This is a genomic window from Massilia sp. 9I, from assembly GCF_902506415.1.
Taxonomy (GTDB): domain Bacteria; phylum Pseudomonadota; class Gammaproteobacteria; order Burkholderiales; family Burkholderiaceae_D; genus Telluria.
The window spans coordinates 1,574,822-1,592,124 of the sequence record NZ_LR733275.1 but is presented as its reverse complement, the minus strand read 5'-3'; the positions used below and the strand labels follow the sequence as shown (position 1 = coordinate 1,592,124).

The window sequence follows — 17,303 nt, the reverse complement described above, 5'->3', positions numbered from 1 at the left end:
TACCTGCTAGCAGGCGGGGCAGGGGACGCAGGCAGCGGGGATTCGATCTTGCAGGAAACATGGCGCTCCGAAGGTAAAGTTCATGGCAATCTTAACGGATTGGCAAAAACGATGACGGACGCCTGGCCCAGCCGTGCGGCTCCGAAGATGTACGTTTGACCCGGTTTTGTGCCAGAATTCGCGGTTTCCTCGAACGGCATCGATCATGCAAACCAACGACACCGCGCTCGTCCTCTTTAGCGGCGGCCAGGACTCCACTACTTGCCTCGCGTGGGCGCTGCAGCGCTATGCGCGCGTGGAGACGATCGGCTTCGACTACGGCCAGCGCCACGCCATCGAACTGGCAGTGCGCCCGACCGTGCTGTCGAAGATGCGCGCGCTGAACCCTGAATGGGACGCGCGCCTGGGCGAGGACCACATGATCGACCTGGGCCTGATCTCGAAGATCTCGGATACCGCGCTGACCAGCAACGTGGCCATCGCGATGCAGGAAAACGGCTTGCCGAACACCTTCGTGCCGGGCCGGAACCTGCTGTTCATGACGGTGGCGGCCACCGTGGCCTACCGCCGCGGCCTGAACGTGCTGGTGGGCGGCATGTGCGAGACCGACTTCTCGGGCTATCCGGACTGCCGCGACGACACCATGAAGGCACTGCAGGTGGCGCTCAACCTCGGCATGGCGACCCGCCTGAAAGTCGAGACACCCTTGATGTGGATCGACAAGGCGCAGACCTGGCAGCTGGCGCAGGACTGCGGCGGCGAGGCGCTGGTGGACCTGATCCGCTTCGATACCCACACCTGCTACCTGGGCGAACGCGGCGCCGCGCACCCCTGGGGCCACGGCTGCGGCACCTGCCCGGCCTGCGCGCTGCGGGCGCGCGGCTACGAGCAGTACGTGGCGAACAAGGCCGCCTGAGGCTCTATTTGGCGGCGCGCAGGAAGTCGGCTTCCTGCTGGCCGTCCATCAGGCCGGCCGGGACGTGTGGCAGGAGATTGGTCCTGATGATCTTGCCGTCCTTGGCGTAGACGAGAAAGGTCTCGCCGGCGCCATGATCGCCCGGATTGGTGTCGCGAATCTCCCCACCGCAGCCGATCATGATCCGGTTCTGGCTGGTAACGAATTCGAGGGGCTGGTCGTCCTTGTACCTTCCTTTGATCTGCTGCACGTTGCGGAAATGGGCCTGGTTGACGTGCACGATGATGGGAATGCGGGCATCGGGCTCGCGGGTTTCCTCGCGATAGGTCAGCTTGCCCAGGTAGCCAACGAAGACCTGGTCGGCCTCGTCCATCAGCGCGCGCACGTCGGTCTTCATCTTTTCCAGGCCTTCCTTGCGCTTCTGGACGACCTGCTCGGGGGACAGGACGGCGCAGGCCATGGCCGGAGCCGCGCTGGACAGGACGAGCACGGACAGCAGCAGGGAGCGTGCGGAGCGTTTCATGGCATGGCCTCGGTCTCAATGGGATACCTGCATGATGCCAAAGAAAATCCGCTGAAAGTCCGCGAATCCTCACCTTGCTCAACACGGAGCATCGGTGCAGCACCGCACTGATCCAGTTTTGTTACCGACGTATGTTCACAAGTAATCGAAACGGGCGAGCTTGATCGCGCGTCCATTACTGTCACTTTTTGATCGGAAGTCTCATGCAAAAGTACAAAGCAGCCATGTTGGGAGGCGTGGTCGCCGGCGTCGTAACGACCGCTGTCATGGTTGCAGGCCGCAAGACCGGACTGCTGACCAAGACGCTGGACCGCGACGCGGTCGACTGGATCGACCGCATGACTGGATCGCGCGACGTGATTGGGGACGCCGGCACGAGCGCGGTCGAATTCGTCAATCATCTGGGCGCGTCGGCGGCCTTCGGCGCGGCCCTGCCCAAACTGCGCGAGTGGGCTCCGGACCTGTCGCCGGCCGCACTGGGCGTGCTATATGGTACTGCGCTGTATGCGGTGAATATCGGCGGCATTGCGCCGGTGCTCGGCATCACCGAGGGCGAAGTACAGGCCGGCCGCCGCAAGGCCAGCGAACGTTGGGCCGTGCACGTGCTGCAAGCCGTGGTCACTGCGCTGGTGGCCGAACGGCTGGAGCGCCGGCGCGTCTGATGAGCTTTACGTACCCTGTTCGGGCAGCTTCGCCACCACCTTGATCTCGAACTGGAAGCCATACAGCCAGGTGACGCCGACCGCCGTCGCGTTGGGGAAGGGCGCCTCGCCCCAGTAGGGGCGCGCCACTTCCCAGATCCGTTCGAAGTTCTTCTCCGGATCGACCAGGAACATGGTCACGTCCACCACGTCGGCGAAGCTGCAGCCGGCCGCCGCCAGCACCGCGTTCAGGTTCTCGAAGGCGCGCCGTACCTGGGCGTCCAGCTCGGGCTCGGGCGAGCCGTCCTCGCGGCTGCCGACCTGGCCGGACACGAACAGGAAGCCGCCCGAACGCACGGCCGGCGAATAGCGGTTCTTTTCATACAGGGCCTGGCGGCCCGCGGGAAATACGACGTCACGAACTTGCATGCTGCTCTCCTTGGTGGTCAATGCAGCCACTCTAACGCCATCATTTGTTGCGATAAACAGGAAAATCGCTGCAACACTGTTTGTATAATCCTGATAATCACAGGAGGGCAGATAGTGGACAGGTTCGACGGCATGCGAGCATTCGTGCGGGTGGTGGAGGCAGGCAGTTTCACGAAAGCGGCCGAGACCCTCGGCATGAGCCGCACCAGCATCACCCAGCTGGTGCAGCAGCTGGAAGCCCACCTACGCCTGCGGCTGCTCAACCGCACCACGCGCAAGGTCAGCGTCACGGCCGATGGCGCCGCCTACTACGAGCGGGTGGTGCGCCTGCTGGCCGATCTCGACGACATCGAGAACAACCTGCCCGGCTCCTCGCCGGCGCCGCGCGGCCTGCTGCGCGTCGACGTGCCCAGTCCCTTCGCCAACCTGATCCTGGTGCCGGCCCTGCCGGCCTTCCACGCGCGCTATCCGGAAATCGAATTCGACCTCGGCGCCAGCGACCGCAAGGTCGATCTGATCGGCGACCGGGTCGACTGCGTGGTGCGCGGCGGCGCGATCACCGACGGCTCGCTGGTGGCGCGCCACGTCGGCGACCTGCAGCTGGGCGTGTACGCGGCGCCCGCCTACCTGGCGCAGGCTGGCACGCCCACGCATCCGCTCGAACTGCAGGACCCGCGCCACCGCATCGTGCGCTACCGCTGGACCAACGGCCTGCCGTATGCGATGCACCGGGGTGGGGAGAGCGTCAAGATCGCGGGCCGCTCCATCCTGAGCATCGACGATGGCAATGCCTACCTGACGGCCGGCCTGGCCGGGCTGGGCGCGCTCTGGCTGCCCGACTACATGGCGCGCGAGCACGTGGCTGGCGGCGCCCTGGTGCGCCTGTTCGGGGGCTGGACGATCGACCCGATGCCGCTCTACGTGGCGTATCCGCCCAACCGCTACCTGAGCAAGGCGCTGCGTGTGTTCATCGACTGGGTGATCGAACTGACGGCCGTGCACGCGCCGCGCGTGAAGGCTGCGAAGGCTTGAGGAGACAGGCCCTTGCGATCACGGCATGCTCAGATCCAGACCGAGCCGCGTGGCAAAGAAGTAGGTGAGCAGTCCCAGGCTCACGAGCAAGACGATGAAGATGGCGGCCACCTTGCCGCCCGCGCGCAGCACCGCGCGCTGCTCCGCCTTCTTGTCCGCGTTCTTCTTCCCCTGGTCGTAATGCCACTTGATGGCGAAGAACATGCCCACGCTGAGCGCGAGCAATTTAAAGGTAAAGAAGACGACGGGGAACCATTCCATATCCATCATATTGAGTATTTCCAGGTAATGCTTGAGATCGGGCGCAGCGATGAACGGGTGCGGAGGAGTGAGGAAAAAATGCCGGCGGCTGTCATGCAGGAATGGCCTGACTGCGGGTTCTGAAGCATTCTACTGAAAAGGAATACCCATGCACTGAGACAAAATGTCTCAGTTGAAAACCGTACAAGACGAAGGCTTGCCAATCTGCCGGCGCGGCGGCCCGAGCCCTTCAGCGCTGCGGTGGTTTGACCGCGAGCAGGGCCGGCACCTCGTCGCGCTCCAGCGGCTCGCTGAACAGGAAGCCCTGGTACTCGTCGCAGGCCATGGCGCGCAGCACCGCCAGCTGGCCTTCCGTCTCGACCCCTTCGGCCACCACCTGCAGCTTGAGCCCGCGCGCCAGGTTGACGATGGAGAGGGCGATGGCGGCGCTGTCTTCGTCGCGCCCGAGGTCGCGCACGAACGCGCGGTCGACCTTCAGGCGCGATACCGGGAAGCGCTTCAGGTAGGCCAGGCTGGAGTAGCCGGTGCCGAAGTCGTCGATCGCCAGCTCGACCCCGAGCGCGCGAATGTCGTGCAGCAGGATGTCGACTTCCTTCTCGCGGCTCATCAGGGCGGTTTCGGTGATCTCCAGTTCCAGGCAGCCGGGCGGCACGCGGTGCTCGGCCAGGCTGCGCCGCACCGTGTCGAGCAGGGATTTCTGGTACAGCTGGCGCGGCGACAGGTTGACCGCCACCTTCACCGGCCGGCCCAGCTGCTGGGCCCACTCGCCCATCTGGCGGCAGGCCTGTTCCAGCGCCCAGGCGCCGATCGGGATGATCAGGCCGGTGCGCTCGGCGATCGGAATGAAGCGCGCCGGCGAGATCACGCCCAGTTCCGGACTGCTCCAGCGCAGCAGCGCTTCGAAGCCGACCACCTGCTGGCCCTCTACCGTGACCTTGGGCTGGTACACCAGGCGCAGTTCGCCGCGTTCGAGCGCGCGCCGCAGGTGGGCTTCCATCGTGAGGCGCTGGCCGAGTTCGGTGTGCAGGCTGGCCGAGAAGAAGTGCACCGCTTCGTCGACCTCGATCCCGGCGCCGCTGGCCGCGCCCTGGGCGCTGCGATACAGCTCGTCCGTGCTGCGCCCGTCCTGCGGATACAGGGCCACGCCCAGCACGGGACTGAGGAAGAAATCGCGCCCGTCCACCTGCAAGGGGCCCGACATCAGCGCGTGCAGCTGCAGCGCGAAGCGTTCCACGCCGGTGCGCCCGCTCCCGGCGTCGAGCAGGAAGGCGAATTCGGCGCCGCGGATGCGCGCCGCCACGGCGTTGTCGCCGCAGGCGTCGCGCAACAGGTCGGCCACCTGGCGCAGCGCGCGGTCGCCGGCGTCGTGGCCGAGCAGGTCGACGATCTCGTGCAGGCGTTCCAGCACCAGCGCCACTGCCGCCAGTTCGCGCCCGCTGCTGGCGCAGGCCGCCATGCGCGCCTCCAGCAGGCGCCAGAACTGGCTCTGGTTGGGCAGGCCGGTGATGGCGTCGAATTCGGCCAGCCAGGCCAGGCGCGCCTCGGCCCGTTCGCGCTCGGTGATATCGGTCAGCACGTTGACCAGGTGGGCGGTGCCGTCGTCGCCGGTGAGGCGCGAAGTCAGCTGGATCACGGTGCGGCTCTCGCCGCTGCCGTCGTGCATGGTGCCGGTGGCGTCCAGGGTGCCGCCGTGGGCCAGCACGGCGTCGTAGCGGCGCTCGCGCTCGGGATCGTCACCCGGCAGGACTGCGCGCTCGTCCAGGCCGGGCAGGCTGTCGCGCGCGCGGCCCACCAGGCGCGCGAAGGCTTCGTTGGCGAGCACGATGCGGCGCGCGCCGTCCAGCACCCAGATCGGGGCGCCGACCGCGTTCACGATCGAGGCCAGGTAGTCGAAGCTCTTGGTCAGGCGCGCCTCGCTGGCCGAGACCATGTCGATCAGCTTGAACTGGCGGCGCGTGTCGCGCGCCACGCGCCAGGCCAGCAGCACCAGCACCGCCGCCAGCAGCAGGTAAAAAGCGAGGGCGGTCCACAGGCGCCCGTACCAGCCGGCCAGCGCCACCTTGCGTGCCATGCCGGTGATGATCACCAGGTCGGCGCCTTCCACCGTGTCGTAGCCGTACAGGCCGGGCGCACCGTTGATCGGGCTGATCGCCTGGAAGCTGCCGCGCGCGGCGCGCGGCAGCTGGTCGCGGAACAGCGGGGTGTCGGCGAAGGAGTGGCCGATCCCGGCCGGGAAGCCAGGGCCGCGCACCAGCATGGTACCGTCGCGGTGGAGCAGGGTGACCGAGCCGCCGGTCCCCAGTTCGACCAGGTTGTAGAGGCGCTCGAAGCCCTGCGAATCGACCTGCGCCACCAGGGTGCCGAAGCGGCGCCCGTCGCGCTCGCGCGCCGGGATGATGAAATTCAGGATGCCGCGGCCGGTGGCGCGGTCGATGCCGGTGATGGTGATGCGGCGCGGCGCGTCCGCCGCGGGCGCGGCCGGCATCGGGGGCAGGTCGCGCTTGTCGCCGGCAGGCAGGAGGCTGCCGAGCTGGCGTCCGTTGCTGTCGAACAGCACCACGCGCAGCAGGAAGCGGTGCGCCGCCAGGCCCGGCGCCAGGCCGTCGTCGCGCCGCAGCATGATGTGCGCCGACTGGCGCGCGGCGCTGTCGATCGCCTGGGCCGCGCCCGCGGTCTGGGCGGCAAAGGCGATGGCCACGTTGCGCAGCGTGACTTCCTGCTCGCGCAGCGCGTCCTGGTAGCTGGCGTAGAGCATCGAGCCGGTGATCAGGCCGAGCGCCGCGATCAGCCCGGCCGTGACGATCACGAGCCGCGACAGGGGATAGGGGTGGATCGGGTGTCCGCTGCGCGGGGACGGGACTTGCATGAGCGCTTCCCAGGGATGGCTTGTGCCGATTCTACCTGTTCCGCCCGGGCCCGGAAGCGCAAGCGGCCGGGAGGTCCCGGCCGCTTGAAAGGGGTGAGGCTGGAATCAGGCGGCGGGCGCCACCACGCGGGTCTTGCGGCTGCGCGCCACCAGGTACCAGATGATGGCGACCGGCACCAGCAGCGGCAGCAGCAGGGGCGAGATCGCCAGGGCCACGGCGACCGCCGCCACGCCCAGGGCGCCCAGCAGGATCACGCCCACGCCGGCGAACACCACCGCCAGCACCACGCTCACCACCAGCACCACCACGCCGGCGATGATCACGCCGCCACCTGCGAACAGCAGGCCGAGGAAGGCGCCCAGCGGGCCGCTGACTTCGTCGCCGTCGATGTTGAAGCTCATGAAATCGGAACTGTCGACAGCGAGGTCCCACAGCAGCAGGGCAATCAGGAACAGGATGGCGATCTTGGCGAAGTTTTTCATGGCGGGCCTCTCTTTTTCAGTGGTGTGTTGTGCGCATATCGTTGCGGTATGGTTGAACTGTAAGCGCAGGCCGCCACACGGGCCATCGCTTTGCGACAGGCTGCATTTTTCGCGCGCCGGGACGCGTGCAGACGCGATGAATGGGTCGCGCAAGGATGCCGCGCATCATGCAACCGCGAGGCAACAAAGGTGGTCGATTTGGCCTTGCATTGGGCGAATCCTTTCCTATACTGACAGCCTGTTCTGAAGCAGGGGGATCCTATGCAAGCTGTCATCCAGAATATGGGGGACCACCTGGCCGTACTGCATCCTGCGTTGGCCAACAGCGGTCCCAAAGGCCCGCCATCGGCGCCACCCGCCATCCCGCCGATCATCATCAATCCGTTCAACCGGGAGGCGCCGTCTCCCGCCGTCGACCCGCGCCCGGCACCCGTGCGCCCGCCCGTGCGGCCGCCGCGCGGACCGGACTGGCGCTGTCCGCGCTACGCCTGAGTTTTTCTCGTCATTTCTTAAGCCAAACGGGCTTCTTCATGGGGCCGGTTTCCTCTATGATCTCTCCTTTGAGGCATAAGGAAACACGACCATGAACGACCATGACGAACACGAGCAGGACGGCGGGGAAGACGCCCTCGTCCAGGAAGCCCGCCTGTGGCAGGGCAACGGCTGGACCGCGCGCGTGATCAAGAACGACGACGACGAGGGCTGGGCCGTCGCGATGTACAAGGACGGCGAGCGGGAACCGGCCCTGGTCGGGCCCTGGACCATGGGCCGCGACAAGAAAAACCCGAAGCCGCTCGACGTCAACGCCTTCAATACGCTGATCAAGACGGCATCGGAGGTGATCCGCCGCCACGAGCAGCACCTGCACGCCATCCTGCACAAGAACACGACCGTGTCGACCGAGAACGGCGAGCTGAAGGTGACGCTCGACATCGTGCCGGACGACGACGACCCGTACGCGATCCTGGCCGCCACCGACGAGATGGGCGAGCAGGTGGCCAAGGTGCGGGTCTCGGCCGGTTTCAAGCTGACCCCGGCCTCGGCCCACGCCTGGATCGAAAACGATTTCCGCGCGCCACGGGGTTGAGCGGGTGAATACCTAACGCCACAGTCCGGAAGATAAGGCTTCGGCCGCCACGGCTGAGCTGTTAATATTTCCCCTATGCATTTAATTACTTTGGGGAAGTAATGGATCGTCTGGCAAGGCTGGAAGCGGTGCAGTCGATGCTGCTCGAAATCGGGCAGCTCTCGACCACCTGCAGCGACATCACCGAATTCATCGGCGCGGTGCACCGCGCCCTGGGCCGCATCATGTATGCGGCCAACTTTTATGTGGCGCTGTCGGACCAGGAAGACGGTTCGGTGCGTTTCGTCTACTTCGTCGACGAAGAGGACGAGACGCCGGATGCCTTCGAGCGCATCACCCTGGCCGCGCCGGAAGAGTCGCCCACCGCCTGGGTGCTGGTGAACCGCGAACGCCTGATGATCACCGCCGACGATTTCGAGGCGCGCGAGCGTGAGGGGATGAAGTGGGGCCAGGGCAGTGCCGCCGAGCACTGGATGGGCGTGCCCCTGCTCGACCAGCACCATCAGGCCCTGGGCGCAATGGTCATCCAGAGCTACACCGAGGGCATCACTTACAGCGAGGAAGACCAGGCGCTGTTCTCCCAGATCGCCAACCACATCTCGTTCGCCCTGCAAGGCCTGCAGAGCATGGACCGGCTCGAGCGCGCGGTGCAGGAACGCACCGCGGCGCTGGCGGTGGAAGTCAACGAGCGCCGCCGCGCCGAGCAGGTGCAGCACGCGCTGTACCAGATCGCCAGCCTGTCGGCCCAGGCGCTCGACACCGAGGGCCTGACCACCAGCCTGCACCGCATCATCGGCGAACTGATGGTGGCCAAGAACTTCCTGATCGCCCTCTACCATCCCGATACGCAGGAAATCAGCATTCCGTATTTCGTCGACGAGAAGGACGCCGAGGTGCCGGTCAAGCGCTTCCCGCTCGGCCAGGGCATGTGTTCCTATGTCCTGACCAGCAAGCAGGCCCAGCTCCACGACGCGACCAGCTTCCGCCACCTCGCCGCCAACGGCCTGGTCAAGCAGCAGATCGGCAACCAGGAAGTCGCCAGCTGGATGGGCGCGCCAATGCTGGTGCACGAGCAGCCCTACGGCGTGCTGGTGGTGCAGAGCTACGATCCGGAGGTGATCTATACCAAGGCCGACCTCGACCTGCTGGCCTTCATGGCCAGCCACGTCGCCGTGGCGCTGGCGCGCATGCAGGCCGACCGCAAGATCCGCAAGACCAAGGAAACCCTGGAAGTGCAGAACGCCGCGCTGAATGAAGCCCTGCACCAGCTGCAGGAAGCGCAGTCGGAACTGGTGCGCCAGGAGAAACTGGCCTCGCTGGGCGGCCTGGTGGCCGGCGTGGCCCACGAGATCAACACCCCGCTCGGCATCTGCGTCACCGCCACCAGCCACCTGGTGCAGGAACTCAAGCTCACGCGCGAGGAGCTGGCGGCCGGCCAGATGACGGAAGACAGCCTGAATTCCTTCCTGGACATCGTCGACCAGTCGCTGCGCATCATGACCACCAACACCCAGCGCGCGGCCGCACTGGTGCGCAGCTTCAAGCAGGTGGCGGTGGACCAGTCATCCGGCGACGTCCGCAACTTCAACCTGTGCAGCTACGTGAACGAGGTGCTGCTGTCGCTGCAGCCCAAGTTCAAGGGCCGCAAGGTGAAGGTGGAGGTGGACTGCCCGAAAGACCTGGTGCTGGACAGCTCGCCGGGCGCGGTGTCGCAGATCGTCACCAACATGGTCATGAATTCGCTGCTGCACGGCTTCGAGCGCGACCATTCGGGCACCATCACGATCCGCGCCGCGCTGGAGGGCGAGCAGGTGGTGTTCGACTACGCGGACGACGGCGTGGGGATGGACAAGGACACGCTGGGCAAGATGTTCGATCCCTTCTTCACCACCAAGCGCGGAACCGGCGGCAGCGGGCTGGGGGCGCACATCCTGCACAACCTGGTGACGGGGGCGCTGAACGGGACGGTGAAGGCGGAGAGCGAACCGGGGCAGGGCTTGCAGTATCACCTGCGGTTCCCGCGGTCGTTGAAGAAGTAAGGAACGGGCATCCTGATGACGCCCCAGTCCATCACCTACCTGTAAACGTCGTCCCGGCGAAGGCCGGGACCCAAGTTTGCCACTGTACCGGCTGCGGTTGCGCTGGTAGTACACGACGGAATTGGATCCCGGCCTTCGCCGGGATGACGGCTCAACTGTTACTGATTCAAGGAAGCGTACGGCCTATCAATCCGGCCACGCCTCATTGATCTCCAGCGCCTTGTCCATGTTCTTGATGAGCAGATCCACGTAATACGGATCCAGGTGATGCCCCGCCACCTCGCGCAGGTGCTCGGTCACCTTCTCGGCCGGCCAGGCGTCCTTGTAGCAGCGCTTGTGGCTCAGGGCGTCGAACACGTCGGCCACCGCCACGATGCGGGCATACGGGTGGATGTCCACGCCCTTGAGGCCCTGCGGATAGCCGGTGCCGTCGAACTTCTCGTGGTGCTGGTGGGCGATCACGGCGGCGGCCTTGAGGATCGGGCGCTGCGAGCCGTCGAGGATCTGCAGGCCCACGGTCGGGTGCTGCTTCATGATTTCCCACTCGTCCTCGGTCAGGCGGCCCGGCTTGAGCAGCACCGCGTCCGGGGTGGCGATCTTGCCCACGTCGTGCATCGGCGCGGCGTGCATCAGGGTCGCGACTTCGTCTTCCGGCATGCCGGAAGCCTGGGCCAGCAGGTGGCAGACCTGGGCCATGCGGCGCACGTGGTTGCCGGCTTCGTTGGAACGCGATTCCACTACGTCGCCCAGGCGCAGGATCAGTTCCGCCTGGGTGTCCGTGATTTCCTGGTTCAGCAGGATGTTGTCGAAAGCGATCGCCACGCCCGAGCAGAACACCTCGAGCAGCTGGGCGTCGATCTCCGCGATCTCTTCCACGCCTTTCAGCACCAGCAGGGAAGCCTTGCCGCTGTTGTTCGGGAAGTAGCCGACATAGGTGTCGCCGTGCAGGCGCGAAATGCGGTTGTGGCGCGCGTCGTCCAACTGGGCGATCAGCTCGGGGCCGATCTCCTCGCCTTCCATCTCGCCGATCTGGGCCAGCACCTCGTACTGGCTTTCGCCGGCGATCACGCTCGCGCCCTTCAGGCGCAGCAGCATGCTTTGTTCGAGGCGCAGCAGCGCCACCACCTGCTGCAGCAGGCCGTTGGCGAAATCCTTCAGGTTACGCTGCTGGAAAATGTGGGTCGAGGCGGCGATCACGCGCTCCAGGCCTTCGCGGTAGGTCTGTTGTGCACGGCGCGCTTCCTCGACCTTCATGATGTCGCGGTAGGCGCGCAGGGCGGCAAAGGTGGTGGTGAACAGCTTGGTGCGATCGAGCTCGGTCTTTTCCTTGTAATCGTTGATGTCGTAATCGACGATCACGCGTTCTTCCGGCGCCTGGCCCGGCTGGCCGGTGCGCAGCACGATGCGGGTGAACTGGTTGTCCAGGTCCTGGCGCATCCAGCGCGCCACTTCCAGGCCGCTGTCCTCGCTTTCCATGACCACGTCGAGGAAGACCAGCGCGATGTCCTGCTCGCGCGCCAGCACTTCCTTGGCCTCGGCGCCGCTGTAGGCGTGCACGAAGCTCAGCGCGCGTCCGTCGAGGCGGAAGCGGGACAGGGTCAGCTTGGTGATGTCATGGATATCCGGCTCGTCGTCGACCAGCAGGACTTTCCATGGAGCCAGCTTGGGCGCCGCATTGGAGAGGAAGGACATAGGGTTACCGTTACCGTGGGTTGATCATTCGCACAATCGAGCGGCAGATATGTAGCCGCAAGTCAAATCGATTGTAGTACGACCATTAGCCCTTAACAACAGGCAACATTAAAAGTGTTGGTTAACGATGTCACGAAGCCGAAAGCTATGTGAAATAAATAAGGGAAAGACAGTAAAACGCACTCAAATGTAGCGCTTCTGGCAGTTTTCACAGTAAAAACTACGGCGATTGCTGGTTCCGAGATGCGCCTTCTTGAATGGAATGTGACAGCGCGGGCAGGTCCGCTTGGCGTGGGCCAGCCAATGCTGCTTGAGCACGTATTGACGTTTCCATTCCAGGAAGTCGAAGCTGTATTGACGCGCCTCCTCGACCAGGGCCCGTAGTTTGGGTGCGGGCAGGGCGCCGACGGTCGACAGTGGATGCACCCGGATGCGGAACAGCACCTCGTTCTTGATGATGTTGCCGACCCCGGAAAAGATGTCCTGGTCGAGCAGGGCGTCGCAGGCCAGCATGTCCGGGTTGGCGCGCAGCTTCTTGCGCGCCTTCTTCGGGTCCCAGGAATCGGACATGACGTCGGCGCTGAAATCGTAGGCCTCATAGGTGGCGCGGTCGATTTCCTTGACCTGGCAGGCGTAGAGGTTCAGTACGTCCCCCTTGGCGGTTTCGATCGACAGGCGCGGCGTCTTGCCCTCGCGCCCTTCGTTGATGCGGTAGGTGCCGAACAGCAGGAAGTGGACCCGCACCACCATCTCGGCCGTCTCGATGAGCAGGTGCTTGCCCCAAGTGTGGATGGCCTCGATGCGCTGGCCGACCAGGCGCGCCGGATCGATGGCGCGCACATTGCCGTCGGCGCGCACGATGTCCTGGCCCGTAAAGCCGGTAACCAGTTCCTTCAAGATATATAGTGATGGTCCTTCTGGCACGATGCGACCTCCTCCGTGCCATTGTCGGCTCAGCCGGCAAAAGCGGGTGTGCGGGGCCTAACATTTGGATACAAAACTTCGACAAAGGGGTACTGGAAAGGCCGCGTAAAGGGCGTATATTCGGAACATGAACCAGTACGAAATATTGAAAGGGAAAGCGATGAAATCCGTGATTGGCAAGGTGGCCCTGGCTGGCTTGTTCGCGCTGAGCGCCGGCGCCGCCTCGGCGGGCGTGACCGTCAACTATGTGGAATCCGACAAGTTCTCCGACCTGCCGTTCGCGCAGTGGGAGCGCAAGGAGGTGCTGGACGACCTGGCCGGGTTCTTCGCCGAAATCGGCAAGCAGCTGCCGCCGGGGCAGGACCTGACGGTGGAAGTCACCGACATCGACCTGGCCGGCCGCGAGTACCCGAACAGCCGCAGCGGCCGCGACCTGCGCATCCTGAAGGGCGGCGCCGACTGGCCGATCATGGACCTGCGCTACACCCTCACCAGCAATGGCCAGGTGGTCGCCAGCGGCAAGGAAAGGCTGACCGACATGAACTATCTGAACCGCATCAACCGCCTGACCGACGGCGACCGGCTGCGCTACGAGAAGCGCATGATCGAGGACTGGTTCAACAAGACCATCCTGCACAAGAAGTCCTGAAGCTTCCGCGGCAGGCATGAAAAAACGGCGCCCAAGGGCGCCGTTTTCGTTTTCCGCGCCGGCGATCAACCGTTGCGATCGGCCTTGGCGCGCGCCGCCGCCGCCTTTTCGGCCGCTTCCTTGGCGATCGCCGCGGTGTCCTTAACCGTGTAATCCGAAGGCACGGTGAACAGGCTTGCGGCCGGCTCCTCGCGCTTCAGGTCTTCCAGGCGGAACACCGACTCGCCGCTGCGCGGATCGCTGCGCTTCTGGTACACCACGGCCTGCAGTTCCGGCGAGATCCAAGTCTCGGTGCTGACCACGATGGCGTTGCGGTTGCCGATCTCGCCGGCCGGGATCTCGTAGCTGCGCAGGGTGCCGTTGGCCTTCACGCCATTGAAATCGCGGCTTCCCAGGTCCTTCGATTCGGCTTTCGAGGCCCATTTGTGCTCGCCGATCGCGCCGGCGATCACCGGCGCCACGCGCGCCGCGGCCTGGGCCGCCGCCACCTGGGCGATGCGGATCTGCACGTCCTTGTGCTCGCCGCCGACGCCGCCGGAGCGCTCGACCTGCTTGATGATCACGCGCTCGCCCTCCGGCAGCTTGCCTTCGCGGCGCAGTTCTTCGATGCGGGCGCGCGCCTGTTCGGCGGCCACGCGGGCCTGGGCGCCGGCGACGCGCGCTTCGGTGCTGGCCGCGCGTGCTTGCGCCGCTGCGGCGCGCGCCTGTTCGCGCGCCACGACGACGGTGCTGTTCGGCGCCGAGACCTTGATCGCGCTCTTGTCGCGCGGACGCAGGATGTAGCGCGCGCCTTCCACCGGATCGTTGATCGTCACGGCCACCAGCTCTCCTTCGGGGCTGCGCATTTCGGTGCGGCTGCGGCCGGCGCTGTCGCGGTAGCTCTTGGTGCTGCTCTTCTTGACGATCTGGTTGCCGTCGCTCAGGGTCTGGACCTTCTCCGAGACCATCTCGGCGCTGTAGGGCGCGTTCTTGACCATTTTCGCGTGGTGAACCAGCAGCGCGTGGCTGTCGATCCCGTCCAGCACTGCCAGCGCATCCAGATTGCCGAGCCGGACGGGCAGGTCGCCTGCGCTGCGGGTGACGATGCGGCGCTCGGTGCGCGGCGCGTCCTCGTAGCCCATCTCGTCGGCCAGGGCCGGCGCCAGGGCGCTGGTCAGCAGTGCTGCAATCAAGATCTTCTTCGTCATCATGGCATCCTCTTGTTGGTGAATTGTGGGTATTAGTTCGCAGAACTGAGCCGCACGGCCAGCGGGTGGCCGTCAGCGGCGACAAGCATTTCGGCGCGCACGGTATCGGCCGCGTTTTCCGGGCTGACTGACAGGCCGAGCGGCGCCAGCGCGGTGCGCGGCACCTCGGCCTCGACCAGCTGGGCATCGGGTTCGGCTTCGATCCGTTCGAGCGAATCCAGGGCGACGAAGGCGGCGCCGTTGTCGAAGCTGACCAGCGGCTGGCTGCCCACGCGCACCGCTTCGTGCGGCGATTGCGCCACCAGCAGCACCACGGCGGTCAGCGAGCACAGGGCGCCGGCCGTGCCCCATTGGGGCAGGCTCAGGGCCTGGTACCAGCGGCGCTTCGGCTTGAACTGGCGCTCGAAAGCCTGCAGCAGTTCCTTTTCCACGCAGCGCGGGGTGTCCTGGCCGGCCAGCTCGCCGCGCAGCGCCGCGAAGGCGGCGGCCAGCTTTGCATCCGGGTTGTCATTCATGTCCATCATCTACTCCATCCATTCGCTAGGCAGGCGCATGCGCCCGGAGGCGCTTCGCCAGGGCCGCCCGGCCACGCGACAAGCGTGAGCGGACGGTGCCGATGTCGACCTGGCAGACCGTGGCGATCTCCTGGTACGACAGTTCATGCAGTTCATACAGGATGACCACGTCGCGGTAGTGCGCCGGCAGCAGGCTCAGGGCCCGCCTTACTTCCTCGGCTGCCTCGTTGCCCAGCAGGCTGGCGAGCGGCTCGGCGCCATCAACGGCCACGTCCAGCTCCAGCTCACCATCCTCGTCGGGCTCCGGCAGCGCCACCTGGCGCTGACGCGATTCCTCCAGTTTCAGGGCCAGGTTGCGCGCCACGCCGAACAGGAAGTGCTGCAGCTGGCCACGCAGCGGATCGAAGGCGAAACGCTGCGTGAGCAGGCCCATGAAGGCTTCCTGCACCACGTCCGCCGCCATCTCGGGCGCGCCGCAGCGCATCAGCGCGTAGCGGTACAGCGGACCCTGGTGGCGCCGGTACAGCGCCGTAAAGGCGTCGGCGCGGCCTGCGTGCGTCAGGCGCAGCAGCTCGTGGTCGGCGGTCTCTGGGGTGATGGTCATCATGCTTGTCATCTTTAACCGTATTCCGGGCGGTGTGACGAAAAGTTCCAAGTATTTTCGGAAAACGGCCGGGTTGGCTGGCCTCGGGTGACAAAGCGCGCGTTTTTCGTGGGCGCACTTTGCTATCGTTGCGTGAGATGGTAAAGCCCTCGCATTCGACAATTTACAAATTCAACCCATGAGTGACACCAAGCCGCTGGCCCAACTGGTCCTGTGCATCCCCGGCCCCTGGAGCGATCGCAGCGAACTCCTGCAGCGCATTATCGCGGGGAGTAAGGGCGACTACCTGTTTGCGGGACGCCTGCTGATGCATGTCCAGACCAAGCACGTCTTCGAGCTGGAACATGAAGCTGCCGACGAACGCATGGCCCAGGCGTTTGCTGCAGCCGGCCCGCACTGGCGCGATGCGCCCGAGATGGCCGCGATCGGTTCACACCGCAGCGTCGTCTACCTGCTGGGCCATGGCGGCTCGGACCAGAACGTCCAGGCCCTGATGCTGGCGGCGCAGGCATTGCTCGTTGCGGGCGGCCTTGGCGTAAAGGTGGAAAGCAGCGGCCTGGCGCATGCGCCGCAGGCCTGGCGCAGGATGTGCGCGGAGTTTGCCTTGTTCAGCCCCTATAACGCTTTCGTGGCCGTGGTCGGCGGCCGCCGCGAAGCGTATTCCTGCAGTATGCATACCTTTGGCATGCACGATGTGCAGGTGTTTGAAGAAGACAGCGCCGAGGCCGTCGAGGTGGCGCGGACCTTTTCCTGGTACTTGTACACGGAACACCCGATCATCAAGGAAGGCCAGACCTTTGCCTGCGCGCCGGATGCGCCGGTGTACGTCGTCTCGGCGGGGAAGGGCGTCGACTACGGGCCGGACTCGCTGTTTGCCAATCCGTATGGCACCTGGCAGCTGCGGCGCCTGTGATGGCGCCTTCGGCAGGATTGCCGCGATCGAGAACTGCTGCTATCGTGTTCCGCATCCCAGCCAGCAGGAATGGATCGCCATGAAACGGACGTTTGTCGCCCTCGTCGCAGCCCTGCTCGGCGCCAATGCCAGCGCCTGTCCGGAGCTCGATGCACTGACCAAACGCTACGGCATCACGTTCAGCGGTTTCCTCACGCCGATATCGTCCGTCAGCCTGCCGAAATTCTCGAAGACGGGGCGCCTGCTGCATCTGCCGATTCATACGCCGGAATTCGTCAGTGATGGTTTCAAGCACAAGATCGTATTCGATACCGAAACGCGCAAGGCATGGATCCTGCGGACCAGAGGGTTTTTCGGCGTGCGCGAATGGTACGGGCCGGTGGAAGCGGACGACGCGAAGCTCGAGAACTGCCAGGCCGAAGCCGAGAAGATCGTCGAGCCGATCGGCAGGAGCTGAAGATACTTTTAAGCGCTGGTGCGAACTGGCCGTTCTAAGCGTCTGCTAACGGCCAAAAGCAGACGTCGAAAGGCTAGTGAGGCAT

19 protein-coding genes are annotated in these 17,303 nt (G+C 65.3%); 9 read left to right on the top strand and 10 right to left on the bottom strand.

Annotated elements, in window-relative coordinates:
- Positions 1 to 205 precede the first annotated feature (205 nt).
- Positions 206 to 916: a 7-cyano-7-deazaguanine synthase QueC gene (queC, locus tag GV068_RS07285; protein WP_159696696.1), complete on the top strand. Its 711-nt coding sequence runs from the start codon at positions 206 to 208 to the stop codon at positions 914 to 916.
- Positions 917 to 920: 4 nt separating this feature from the next.
- Here queC and GV068_RS07280 read toward each other — a convergent pair whose 3' ends face one another.
- Positions 921 to 1,439 (bottom strand): hypothetical protein, encoded by a 519-nt coding sequence (locus tag GV068_RS07280; protein WP_159696695.1) that lies wholly within the window; start codon positions 1,437 to 1,439, stop codon positions 921 to 923.
- 203 nt (positions 1,440 to 1,642) lie between these two features.
- Here GV068_RS07280 and GV068_RS07275 point away from each other — a divergent pair, with 203 nt between their 5' ends.
- Entirely contained in the window at positions 1,643 to 2,101 is a 459-nt protein-coding gene (locus GV068_RS07275; RefSeq protein WP_159696694.1) for a hypothetical protein, read from the top strand.
- 6 nt (positions 2,102 to 2,107) lie between these two features.
- Here GV068_RS07275 and GV068_RS07270 read toward each other — a convergent pair whose 3' ends face one another.
- A complete protein-coding gene (locus GV068_RS07270) occupies positions 2,108 to 2,509 on the bottom strand; it encodes a RidA family protein (protein ID WP_159696693.1) in 402 nt (133 codons plus the stop codon).
- Between the two features lie 114 nt (positions 2,510 to 2,623).
- On the opposite strand from GV068_RS07270, the gene GV068_RS07265 reads away from it, so the two are divergent.
- Positions 2,624 to 3,541 (top strand): LysR family transcriptional regulator, encoded by a 918-nt coding sequence (locus tag GV068_RS07265; protein ID WP_159696692.1) that lies wholly within the window; start codon positions 2,624 to 2,626, stop codon positions 3,539 to 3,541.
- 18 nt (positions 3,542 to 3,559) lie between these two features.
- On the opposite strand, the gene GV068_RS07260 is transcribed toward GV068_RS07265, so the two are convergent.
- The 3 genes from GV068_RS07260 to GV068_RS07250 form a co-directional block, all read right to left on the bottom strand.
- Entirely contained in the window at positions 3,560 to 3,811 is a 252-nt protein-coding gene (locus GV068_RS07260; protein WP_308637004.1) for a hypothetical protein, read from the bottom strand.
- Positions 3,812 to 4,031: 220 nt separating this feature from the next.
- Positions 4,032 to 6,668 (bottom strand): EAL domain-containing protein, encoded by a 2,637-nt coding sequence (locus GV068_RS07255; RefSeq protein WP_159696691.1) that lies wholly within the window; start codon positions 6,666 to 6,668, stop codon positions 4,032 to 4,034.
- A 105-nt stretch (positions 6,669 to 6,773) separates the two neighbouring features.
- Positions 6,774 to 7,151, bottom strand: a complete 378-nt coding sequence (locus GV068_RS07250; RefSeq protein WP_159696690.1) for a hypothetical protein — start codon at positions 7,149 to 7,151, stop codon at positions 6,774 to 6,776.
- A 261-nt stretch (positions 7,152 to 7,412) separates the two neighbouring features.
- Here GV068_RS07250 and GV068_RS25160 point away from each other — a divergent pair, with 261 nt between their 5' ends.
- From GV068_RS25160 to GV068_RS07240, 3 genes are all read left to right on the top strand, one after another.
- Positions 7,413 to 7,643: a hypothetical protein gene (locus GV068_RS25160; protein WP_229463860.1), complete on the top strand. Its 231-nt coding sequence runs from the start codon at positions 7,413 to 7,415 to the stop codon at positions 7,641 to 7,643.
- A 91-nt stretch (positions 7,644 to 7,734) separates the two neighbouring features.
- Complete coding sequence (locus tag GV068_RS07245) at positions 7,735 to 8,238, top strand: hypothetical protein (RefSeq protein WP_159696689.1); 504 nt, start codon at positions 7,735 to 7,737, stop codon at positions 8,236 to 8,238.
- A gap of 101 nt (positions 8,239 to 8,339) precedes the next feature.
- Positions 8,340 to 10,277 (top strand): GAF domain-containing protein, encoded by a 1,938-nt coding sequence (locus GV068_RS07240; protein WP_159696688.1) that lies wholly within the window; start codon positions 8,340 to 8,342, stop codon positions 10,275 to 10,277.
- Between the two features lie 186 nt (positions 10,278 to 10,463).
- Here the strand turns inward: GV068_RS07240 and GV068_RS07235 are convergent, their stop codons facing one another.
- Together GV068_RS07235 and GV068_RS07230 are read right to left on the bottom strand one after the other, a co-directional pair.
- Complete coding sequence (locus GV068_RS07235) at positions 10,464 to 11,969, bottom strand: response regulator (protein WP_159696687.1); 1,506 nt, start codon at positions 11,967 to 11,969, stop codon at positions 10,464 to 10,466.
- A 183-nt stretch (positions 11,970 to 12,152) separates the two neighbouring features.
- Complete coding sequence (locus tag GV068_RS07230) at positions 12,153 to 12,866, bottom strand: DNA-formamidopyrimidine glycosylase family protein (RefSeq protein WP_308637002.1); 714 nt, start codon at positions 12,864 to 12,866, stop codon at positions 12,153 to 12,155.
- 187 nt (positions 12,867 to 13,053) lie between these two features.
- Here GV068_RS07230 and GV068_RS07225 point away from each other — a divergent pair, with 187 nt between their 5' ends.
- A complete protein-coding gene (locus tag GV068_RS07225; RefSeq protein ID WP_159696685.1) occupies positions 13,054 to 13,542 on the top strand; it encodes a DUF3016 domain-containing protein in 489 nt (162 codons plus the stop codon).
- Between the two features lie 65 nt (positions 13,543 to 13,607).
- Here GV068_RS07225 and GV068_RS07220 read toward each other — a convergent pair whose 3' ends face one another.
- The 3 genes from GV068_RS07220 to GV068_RS07210 are packed head-to-tail and all read right to left on the bottom strand — an operon-like array spanning position 13,608 to position 15,851.
- Positions 13,608 to 14,729 (bottom strand): hypothetical protein, encoded by a 1,122-nt coding sequence (locus tag GV068_RS07220; protein WP_229463852.1) that lies wholly within the window; start codon positions 14,727 to 14,729, stop codon positions 13,608 to 13,610.
- Positions 14,730 to 14,761: 32 nt separating this feature from the next.
- Positions 14,762 to 15,253, bottom strand: a complete 492-nt coding sequence (locus tag GV068_RS07215) for a hypothetical protein (protein ID WP_159696684.1) — start codon at positions 15,251 to 15,253, stop codon at positions 14,762 to 14,764.
- A 16-nt stretch (positions 15,254 to 15,269) separates the two neighbouring features.
- Positions 15,270 to 15,851, bottom strand: coding sequence for an RNA polymerase sigma factor (locus GV068_RS07210; protein ID WP_229463850.1), 582 nt, complete (start codon positions 15,849 to 15,851; stop codon positions 15,270 to 15,272).
- Between the two features lie 175 nt (positions 15,852 to 16,026).
- Between GV068_RS07210 and GV068_RS07205 the strand changes: the two genes are divergently transcribed.
- Positions 16,027 to 16,761, top strand: coding sequence for a hypothetical protein (locus GV068_RS07205; protein WP_159696683.1), 735 nt, complete (start codon positions 16,027 to 16,029; stop codon positions 16,759 to 16,761).
- Positions 16,733 to 17,218, top strand: coding sequence for a hypothetical protein (locus GV068_RS07200; protein ID WP_159696682.1), 486 nt, complete (start codon positions 16,733 to 16,735; stop codon positions 17,216 to 17,218). The genes GV068_RS07205 and GV068_RS07200 overlap by 29 nt, the downstream gene beginning before the upstream one ends.
- Positions 17,219 to 17,303 lie beyond the last annotated feature (85 nt).